Raw genomic sequence first — 8,785 nt, 5'->3', positions numbered from 1 at the left:
CTAGGAGGATTTTTAATATTTTCATCATATTGATTTTTATTATTTATGCCTAACATTTTACGCAACCCTAATTAGTTCATTCGTCATTATCTTTTAAAGATTCCATATAAGCTTCATGAATTTCTTCAGCCAGTTCGTCGTTTCCTTCGATGATTGGTCCTGTATAATCACAATCCCTGCAGACACATTGTGACCAATTTTGAGGGATAATCCAATCAACATTTCTAGATCCACATCTTGGACAAATCTTATGCATTTTCATTTTAGATTCTCCTACAACTTTTTTTGTGCTTTAAGTATTACGCATACTAATTTATCAGTTAAAGCCAATATATAAAGTTTTTTGAATGTAAGTGCACACTTACGGCTTAAAATTTCAAATAAATAAAAATTAAGAATTTATTTACTAATACAAATTATCTAAAAAATTGAAATAATCAATCGATAAACCTAAGACATCTTAGATTCCAATTCCTTTATTTCACAATAAATTTTCCCAATACCAAAGTATTGAGTTACAAATATAATGAATGATAAAATCATGCTAACAATTAAATCTAAGAATACAAAAGGAAAATCCTGAGAAGCTACATATGAAAGAGCCACTATAACAAAAATAATCATAGTATATTCTTTTGCATAATTTCTCCACCCTACAACATCAATACTCCTTTTAATTGATTTTAAATCAAAAGCAGATAAAAAACTATTTGTATCCGCCAATTTGGCTAAAGCAATTTCCATGAAAAATGTAGTTATGTAAAATATAATAATGCCCGCAACAACAAAAATTATTGTTTCCACAGGATTATGGGAATATAACATATGCAAAGTTTCTGGAAACTCCAACAACATATCTTCTAAATCAAACGCTGGAAAATTCAAAAAAGCACTAACAAAACCCAAAATTAAAGATTGCACAGCAAAATAAATACCCATAACAACGGATGATTTAATTCCCAATACAATAATCTTTTTAATCTCAATTTTAGGTAATCTTACACCATGTCTTATCCTGCTTCGAGTAATTAACATCCCATAACCCGATACGACGACAAAAACCAATGTCTGAAGTAAAATCCAAACTAAAAAACTTTCAGAATATGCAACAAAACTTTGAAACAAAGCCGAAAAAAATAACAGGACCACAATTAATGCAAAAAATTTTTTATTATAAATGCAATAGTCAATTACACTTTTTAGGATTCTATATGGCATAACTCTCAATTAAAATTATGTTTTTTTAAAAAAATTAAATTTTCAGCAAAGAAAAGAGAAAAAAATTTAGTAATGACTTTGTGGAGTCATTCCTAAATGGTGGTCTTCGCTTTTTTTACCAGGTATTCCATAAGCATCCGCCCTGCATTGAGTGCATGCCCTAAATACCGGAATGATTTCTTCAACTTGCTCTCTTACACTTTCCATCATTGAACAGTCAGGACGTGAATAATGCTTCATTTTAGCCAGTGGAATTAACGGCAAAATATTCATCATTGATGCACCGCGTTTTTCAACTTCACGAGCTATTTCAACAATATGCTCATCATTCAATCCAGGAATTAAAACGGAATTAACCTTAACAACCATCCCATTAGCTGCTGCCTTTTCAACACCGTCCAATTGGTTTTTGATTAATATTTCAACTGCATCATAACCTTTGTAGATTTTTCCTTCGTATTTGATGAATGAATAAATGTCTACAGCAATATCCGGATCGATTGCATTGATTGTTACAGTAACGGAGTTTACTCCAAGCTCTGCAAGCTTATCGGCATATTTTGGAAGTAAAAGTCCATTAGTACTCATACATTTAATCAAATCAGGCTGTTCAGTTGCCAATTTTTCAAAGAATTCAAATGTTTCCTCATTTGCAAGAGAATCTCCAGGTCCAGCCACACCTACAACAGCAATAGGACCATCTGCAGTAACATCATTAATGTGTTTAACCGCAGCATCGGCATCCATTACACAGCTTGCCACCCCAGGCCTATTTTCTTCATCATTAATATCCCTTGTACAGAAGTTACAAAAGATATTGCATTTTGGTGCTACAGGCACATGTGCCCTACCTACTTTATCATGCATCTTTTCATTGAAGCATGGATGTGCTTTAGTTATGTGTGCAAATCTTGATCCTTTGTGTTCAGCCATAATATCACTTCCCCCTCAATATAACACCTGTTAATTTGTATTGATACGAACTAATATATAAACTTTTCTAAATATCATTGTTCAATTCATCAATGAACTCATGAGCCTTTTCAATCCATGCATCCTTAATTAACTCATCAGTAGCCACAACACATACTATATTATCAGTGGACAAATCTTTAATGATTTTAAAGCCTTCCGGTAATATTCTAAAGACTGCATCATAAATACGTCTTTGTAAATTGGAATGAGGATCATCTACAACCAATGTTTCCAAATCCATATGGTCCCCTGATATTTCTAATTGGTATCGGTTTGGCTGATAGATTTCATCCCTTGAAAAAGACCTCCATAGCCTCTTTAAAATATTTGGAAGATAATTCTCATTTTCTATGAAAATTGAAGTAACATCATTTACCTTATCATAAGTGAAATTGGCGACATCATTAAATAAAATAGCATTGGAAGTGTTTTTCATTTTAATTGCCAGTACAAATACAGGGTCATCTGGATTGACATAAGCTTTCAAATCATCTACAGATGATCCAAGAACCAAATCCTGGAAAATTTGTTTGATGATGATTTCATAGACCTCTGCACCTCTTTCGTCATAGCATTCAACTAACATTAAATCAACCCTTTATTTATCATCATGTCTGTGTCCCATTCCGGATACTAAAAGAGCCGCTCCAACGGCACCAATGTGTTGAGAATATTCAGGTACGATAACTTCAATTCCACCTAAAGTCTCACTAACTGCTTCAACAAGACCTGAAATCAAACTTGTTCCACCTACTTGAATCAATGGTTCACGAATATCAATTTCCTGAAGTTGCTGTTCATAAACCTGTTCGGATACTGAGTGACATGCCGCTGCCGCCACATCTGCTTTGGAACCTCCTGCCGCCAAAGTTGTAACAAGGTCCTGAATACCGAATACGATACAATATGAGTTCAACATTGCCTTTCTCCAATCACCTTGAACAGCCAATGGACCCAATTCAGTAATATCCACATCCAACCTGCGGGAAGTCATATCTAAAAATCTTCCGGATGCACCTGCACAGATACCGCCCATAGTAAAGTTATCAGGAATACCGTTGTTAACTGTGATTACCTTGTTGTCCATACCACCAATATCCAGCACTGTAGCTTCACCTTTTTGACAATCGGCCAAGTATACTGCACCTTTTGCATTAACGGACAACTCTTCCTGGATAAGTTCAGCGCCAAATTCCTGACCCATTGTAAACCTACCGTAGCCTGTAGTTCCAATACCGTCAACATCATCCCATCCATAGTCAGTATTGCCAAATGCTTCTGCAGCTGCAGTCTTTGCAGACTCGATGATGTCTTTGGTAGCTGTCCAACCGGTTCCAATAACCTGGTTGTTTTCCATAAGCACCGCTTTTGTAGTGGTTGAACCTGAGTCTAAACCAAGGGTAAGACCTTCCTGTTTTTCACGAGCAAGAATGCTTCTACGAGTTACAGTGGTGGCCAATGCTTCCATACGAATGAACAATTCATCTGCTTTTGTTCTTTCAGTGAATGAATAGGTAACTACTGGAATACGGGTATTATTTTGAATAAATCTCCTTACTTCATTTCTAACCAATGCTGCTTCAGCACATCTAAAACAAGTTGCAATAAATACTGCATCCGGTTTAGACCTGCCTTCAACAATAGCCATAGCTCTTGCAATCATTAATTTTAAACTTGAACTTTGAGCTGAAAATCCAAATTTTTCATAAGATTCATCAATGTAATCCAAATCGATTTCAGGAAGAACAATTTCTGCACCAAATTTATTTGCTGCCTTTTCTATTTCTTTTTGAATTCCACTATATTCTGTTCCACATGAAACCAAAGCAATTTTAACCATATTATTATTCCTCCCCAACAGTTTCTTCAAGTGAATCTACAAATTCGTTTATTTGATTTACCATAACATATGTTTCATCCTGGTCATTTGGATACTTGAGCTCTAAAACTGGAATATTCTTATTTCTAAGTAAGAATATGGATAATTCATTAGTTCTTGCACAACCTATACAACCAAAACCATATGGAGCGCCATCAACTACAATAGCCGCTTCTGCTTCATCTATAAGAGGTCCGATAATTGCCATCCTTCCGCGAACACCTGAAGGCACTTCGATAGCTGCATATTTAAGCCCTTTAATCGGGTCCTCTTCAGTGATGTTCATAGGCGGAGAATCAATCTCCGGATCTTTGATTTTTTGTCTAATTTGTTTCTGAAGAACTAAAGGAGTATGACCTTTTCTTTCAAGTAAATCTGCCAAAATTAATGAGTTTGGAGGATAAATAGCTATTTTAACCATATTTTCACCTATTCCTTATTTTCTAAACATTCATCCATAATTTTTTTAAATTCATCAACTTTAATTGGTTTTTTCTCTTCAACTGTAACATCTTTAGGATTTTCTAAAGCTTCAGAAACAAAACCAAGTATTCTATACTCTTTTTCCATTTGGTGGAAACCTTCCCTTGGACCAAATCTGTGACCCCTGCATCTTCTAGGATCTCCTGGAGCAAATCCCCTTTCTTTGGTGAAAATGTGTGCTGGATCAAGTTTCCTTATTTCCTCAATAGCTTTATAAACATCTTCACTTTTACCGCTTATCATGGACCCATAACAGGTATTCTTAATTGTAAGGGGCAAACCAAGCATGTGGAATTCGCTTACAATTTCCTGTTCACTTACATGAGCTCCAGGCCCAATAAATATCATACGTGTGATTACATCAGGATCCCAATCTTCTTTTCCCAAATCAGGACTCATGGTTAGATTCTGTGACATAAACTACAACTCCTTCTTTTAACTTTTCAAGACTATCATAATCAGAAACAATATCACCAATAATATTGGTTGCATCAAAGCTCTCTGCAGTTGGTCCAAATTCAACATTATCTTCAAAACGAATACCGATTAATCCTGCACTCTTTGAAGCCATGTTAGTAATACCTATTTGGCCCCTAATAACCTTATCTACAGGATTGTTTTCTGGAATTAAACCTTTTGCAGCCTTCTTATCTCCCTCAAAAATAACAATATGCATTCCAGGCACTGCGAAATGAACTTTAATTTGACCCACAGGATTTTCTAAAAGTCCGGATAACAATTTAAAGTATCTGACAGACCTAGGAGCATTATCAACAAATTTGATTTTACATAAATCATTAGGATTAATCGCTTTAGTTACTACCTGACCTTCTCTTAGGATATCTATTGTATGTTTAGGAACCTGTTCGACAATTATTGCATCATCATCAATTAATCCATCAATCATGTGTTCAACACCTGCTGCAGACAATAATTCTGTAGCTTCTTTTTGAGTCTTATTCAATAACATCAGTCTTTGCTGCTCGGATTTTACTGTAATAAAATCATTTTCTTTTGCAATATCAATAATTTCCATTCCAGTTACAATTTTACCCACAGTAGTATGATTCGGAGTTAAAACCCTATTTTCACGATAAATGAAAAGTTTTCCAACACCAACTCCGGCATTTCTAACAGTAATAGTCCCCCTAGTCCTTTGAGTAGTGTCTTCTTTAGGTTTGTCCAATCCTGCCAAATCATAAAAACCTATGAAAGATTCACTGTCATAAGATACTTTGATTCTACCGTCTTTAATAATGGAAAACAAATGTTCGACACAAATTGGTGAAGATTCATCTATTTCAAAGGAAATATAAGTATACAACTCATTTCCCTCTTCAAGCACAGTGTTCAAATCCGCAGAAGCACTGTCTGTTGTTGTACTTCTTTCTATGATTGGCTCTATGCTTTTTACAACATCATCATCAGTCAGAGCATCCAAAGTTTTTTTACCACCGATAACATGGGCAAATATACCCTTATTATAAGGAGGCACACTATAGACATTTGTTGTATTTTCTTTAAGCATTATTAAATGAGTAGACTCATTGCTGAAACTAGATAAACTTAAAACAACATCCCCTTCATAATATTTGAATTCATCAGAAGTAGGTTCCAAATCAGTGACGATAGGGCCAATTGAAACTTCTGTCGGAGTGGACCATCGAATATTCAAGTCATTGAACTCTTCATATTGATTTTTCCAAACGTCAACTAAAGGCTTTGCGTCCTCGGATTCCTCCAATTGGATAATTATGGAACCCTTGTTTGTTTTAATTTTATACTTGCTTATATTCTGCTCAAGTTCTTTTTTGCCTTTAATCAGGCAAACAATACTACCAGGAGTATATGGAGCATTTGTTTCATCAATTACATCCTGAATTGTTGAAGCTTCTGCTACATCTATTTCTTCTCCATTAATTTTAATTAACATACAATCTCCCAATAAGAATTTTTAATATTATATATTTATTACATTATTATATATTAAAATTATTTATTTGACTTTCAAGGGAGCTTTTAAAAAAAAGAAAAAGTTATGGATTATTGACCAAATTAGGCTCTTTGCCGGTAATCCGTGTATATACGTTGCTGATTTGGCGTATAGTGAAACCAATCAGAATCGCTATAACAAATGTCCCAATGTTGATTGAAGCGAACATGTCTGTATAAAACAATCCGCACAATATAAGGGATAAAAACAACATCGATACATCAAAGCCTATTTTAATTGTAGAAAATCTCCATTTTTTAACCATTGCAATTGCTTGTACGCATCCTTCACCTGGAAGCGGTGCAATATGTGCCGGCACATACATAAATACTCCCAAAGCAATGCAGAATGCACTGAGTAGCAAAAATATAACCTTCATTAAAATAGATCCATCAAAAGGCACAAATGATACTACATATACAGCTACATTCATGAAATATCCGAACAGTACACAATTAATCAATTGTAGCAGCCTTTTTTTCTCAAATCTTGAGCGCAAAATCACTACCTGCAATAAGAGCAAAGCAAAATTAGATAGAAATGTGGTTATTCCAATATCGATATTTGTTATTAATGCAAGGGAATAAGCCACTGAAGTAACCGGAGTGGTTCCAAGTGTTGAAACAATTGAAAACCCTACACCTAATGACATTATGAACAATCCAACTACAAACAAAGTGACCCTTTTTATCATATTTATAGATTTATTGTCCACATCTTATAAACTCTCCCTGTTTTTAGTAGAGATTATTGCATTCAAAAAATATATTAACACATAATTCTAACAATATTATTATGGAGGGAAAATAATGACCATTACAAAAAAACATATTTTTTCTTTAATGATTATTTTAATTATTGCTATTGGAGCGATTTCCATAGCCAGTGCTTACACCGGAACTGGCTTTTCCCACAATGTCCCAAGCTCCAAATATTCAGACATGTCCGCTTCAGATATATTGAATCAATACCAAAATACAAATTGTCATGTTGAGGAGCGTGCGGTATGCACTCAGGTCGTTGATGGAGACACAATTTATTTAGATAACGGCGAAAAAGTGCGTCTTGTTGGCGTCAACACCCCAGAAAGAGGTGTTGAAGGATATATTGCATCTAAAAACTTCGTTCAAAAGTTATGTTTGAATAAGGAAGTCGGTCTCGATATCGACGATTCGAAAAACCATGACAAATATGGAAGAACACTTGCCGTAGTAATTGTTGACGGTAAAAATCTGAATGAAATGCTTTTAAAAGAAGGCCTTGCGGAAATCATGTATATGCCCCCAAGCGAATTTTATCCATATGACTGGGCAAACGGCAACACACCTGTAGCCAACACACACACTTCATCTTCAGGCTCATCATCGGACACTTCAAGCTCTTCAGGATCCGGAAACTATATCGGAAACTCAAATTCAGGAAAATTCCATGTATCCAACTGTGACAGTGTCGGCAAGATGGCTGAAAAAAATAAGGTATTCTTCTCAAGCAGGGATGAAGCTATAAATCAAGGATATGTGCCTTGTAAAAGGTGTAATCCTTAATTTATCCATTTTCAATTGAGTTCTCGGTATTTGATATAATCCAGCTCTTTTTGAAATTCATCAAAAGGATTTTCCTTCTCGGCAATGTTGGAATATAGCAGTCCCAAGGAATAATTGCCTATACTTTCCAATATCGGAATGACAATGCCCAAATAAATTATGAATCCAACATACGGAATCAGCATCACCAATGATGAGACATATGAAACAACAACCATCAGTATTGCCATGAATACCAACCATTTAATTATATTGACAACACCAATGCTTTTAATGTCACCAATCACTTTATGAATTTTTAAAGCCTCTGATAAACTGTTAAAATAAGCCAATCTGGCCTTTGCAAAAAATAACAAAACTTCAAATATTATATAAGAAATCAGAACTGCAAGGAAACCTAAAACTATAGTCAGTAGAAAACTATGAACCCTCAATTCGGCCAGCATGTCAACGCTTGATGCTCCCATTGTTGACCAAACAATGAAAAACACCGCCACAGGTACAATCATATATACTGCTCTTAAAAGAAACAATCTGATAGTGTCATATATGTTCTTTCCAAAATTTATGGAAGGAAACATGGATGATTCATTCAATCCTATGTTAACAATAGACAATAGATATCCCGGCACAATTAAAATAAATATAAAAAATGCAATTATTCCAAGAATTAATACATATCTGTTGTCAGAA

11 protein-coding genes are annotated in these 8,785 nt (G+C 34.7%); 1 reads left to right on the top strand and 10 read right to left on the bottom strand.

Features of this window, described 5'->3' with window-relative positions:
* Window positions 1-76 precede the first annotated feature (76 nt).
* From ACJMLZ_RS08570 to ACJMLZ_RS08530, 9 genes are all read right to left on the bottom strand, one after another.
* The gene (locus ACJMLZ_RS08570) at window positions 77-262 is read right to left on the bottom strand and encodes a hypothetical protein (RefSeq protein WP_292821705.1); all 186 of its coding nucleotides are present in this window, start codon (window positions 260-262) and stop codon (window positions 77-79) included.
* A 188-nt stretch (window positions 263-450) separates the two neighbouring features.
* Window positions 451-1,218 carry a DUF4013 domain-containing protein gene (locus ACJMLZ_RS08565; RefSeq protein WP_405305206.1) on the bottom strand — a complete coding sequence of 256 codons (768 nt, stop codon included), beginning with the start codon at window positions 1,216-1,218 and terminating at the stop codon, window positions 451-453.
* A 66-nt stretch (window positions 1,219-1,284) separates the two neighbouring features.
* Entirely contained in the window at window positions 1,285-2,151 is an 867-nt protein-coding gene (locus ACJMLZ_RS08560; protein ID WP_405305205.1) for a radical SAM protein, read from the bottom strand.
* A gap of 67 nt (window positions 2,152-2,218) precedes the next feature.
* On the bottom strand, window positions 2,219-2,779 hold the full coding sequence (locus ACJMLZ_RS08555; RefSeq protein ID WP_405305204.1) for a methanogenesis marker 17 protein: 561 nt from the start codon (window positions 2,777-2,779) through the stop codon (window positions 2,219-2,221).
* A 12-nt stretch (window positions 2,780-2,791) separates the two neighbouring features.
* A complete protein-coding gene (locus tag ACJMLZ_RS08550) occupies window positions 2,792-4,033 on the bottom strand; it encodes a methanogenesis marker 15 protein (RefSeq protein WP_405305203.1) in 1,242 nt (413 codons plus the stop codon).
* 4 nt (window positions 4,034-4,037) lie between these two features.
* Window positions 4,038-4,493 (bottom strand): methanogenesis marker 5 protein, encoded by a 456-nt coding sequence (locus ACJMLZ_RS08545; RefSeq protein WP_405305202.1) that lies wholly within the window; start codon window positions 4,491-4,493, stop codon window positions 4,038-4,040.
* An 8-nt stretch (window positions 4,494-4,501) separates the two neighbouring features.
* Entirely contained in the window at window positions 4,502-4,972 is a 471-nt protein-coding gene (locus ACJMLZ_RS08540) for a methanogenesis marker 6 protein (RefSeq protein ID WP_405305201.1), read from the bottom strand.
* Window positions 4,944-6,488 carry a methanogenesis marker 3 protein gene (locus ACJMLZ_RS08535; protein WP_405305200.1) on the bottom strand — a complete coding sequence of 515 codons (1,545 nt, stop codon included), beginning with the start codon at window positions 6,486-6,488 and terminating at the stop codon, window positions 4,944-4,946. Before ACJMLZ_RS08535 ends, ACJMLZ_RS08540 begins: the two co-directional genes overlap by 29 nt.
* Window positions 6,489-6,591: 103 nt before the next feature.
* The gene (locus ACJMLZ_RS08530; RefSeq protein ID WP_405305199.1) at window positions 6,592-7,224 is read right to left on the bottom strand and encodes a YitT family protein; all 633 of its coding nucleotides are present in this window, start codon (window positions 7,222-7,224) and stop codon (window positions 6,592-6,594) included.
* Window positions 7,225-7,357: 133 nt separating this feature from the next.
* Between ACJMLZ_RS08530 and ACJMLZ_RS08525 the strand changes: the two genes are divergently transcribed.
* On the top strand, window positions 7,358-8,092 hold the full coding sequence (locus ACJMLZ_RS08525) for a thermonuclease family protein (protein ID WP_405305198.1): 735 nt from the start codon (window positions 7,358-7,360) through the stop codon (window positions 8,090-8,092).
* Between the two features lie 11 nt (window positions 8,093-8,103).
* On the opposite strand, the gene ACJMLZ_RS08520 is transcribed toward ACJMLZ_RS08525, so the two are convergent.
* On the bottom strand, window positions 8,104-8,785 hold a 682-nt coding region (locus ACJMLZ_RS08520; protein WP_405305197.1), incomplete at its 5' end, for a DUF4013 domain-containing protein.

Origin of the sequence: Methanobrevibacter sp., assembly GCF_045126245.1 — an archaeon.
Classification (GTDB): Archaea; Methanobacteriota; Methanobacteria; order Methanobacteriales; family Methanobacteriaceae; genus Methanocatella.
Note: the sequence above shows the minus strand (reverse complement) of the source record. Positions and strands in the feature narration are given on the sequence as shown.